General features: G+C 48.6%; 1 rRNA gene. It reads left to right on the forward strand.

Features of this window, described 5'->3' with window-relative positions:
* Positions 1 to 190: 190 nt before the first annotated feature.
* Positions 191 to 259, forward strand: a 5S ribosomal RNA gene (gene rrf, locus JO375_RS06745); the annotation flags it as partial.

Raw genomic sequence — 259 nt, forward strand, 5'->3', positions numbered from 1 at the left:
GTATCGGAAGGTGCGGCTGGATCACCTCCTTTCTATGGAGAATCGTTTCCTGCGATGGAAACATTCAAATCAGCAGGTATAACACACCTGCAACTGGATATTCATTTCGGTTCATCACATGTGTGTGGGTGAAATGAATATTCTATGTACTCACTCGTTGCTCAGTTTTGAGAGTTCAAACTCTCAAGCGTTTGGTGGCGATAGCGGAGGGGTTCCACACGTACCCATCCCGAACACGACCGTTAAGCCCTCCAGCGCC

Origin of the sequence: Paenibacillus farraposensis (assembly GCF_020736845.1) — a bacterium.
GTDB lineage: Bacteria > Bacillota > Bacilli > Paenibacillales > Paenibacillaceae > Paenibacillus > Paenibacillus farraposensis.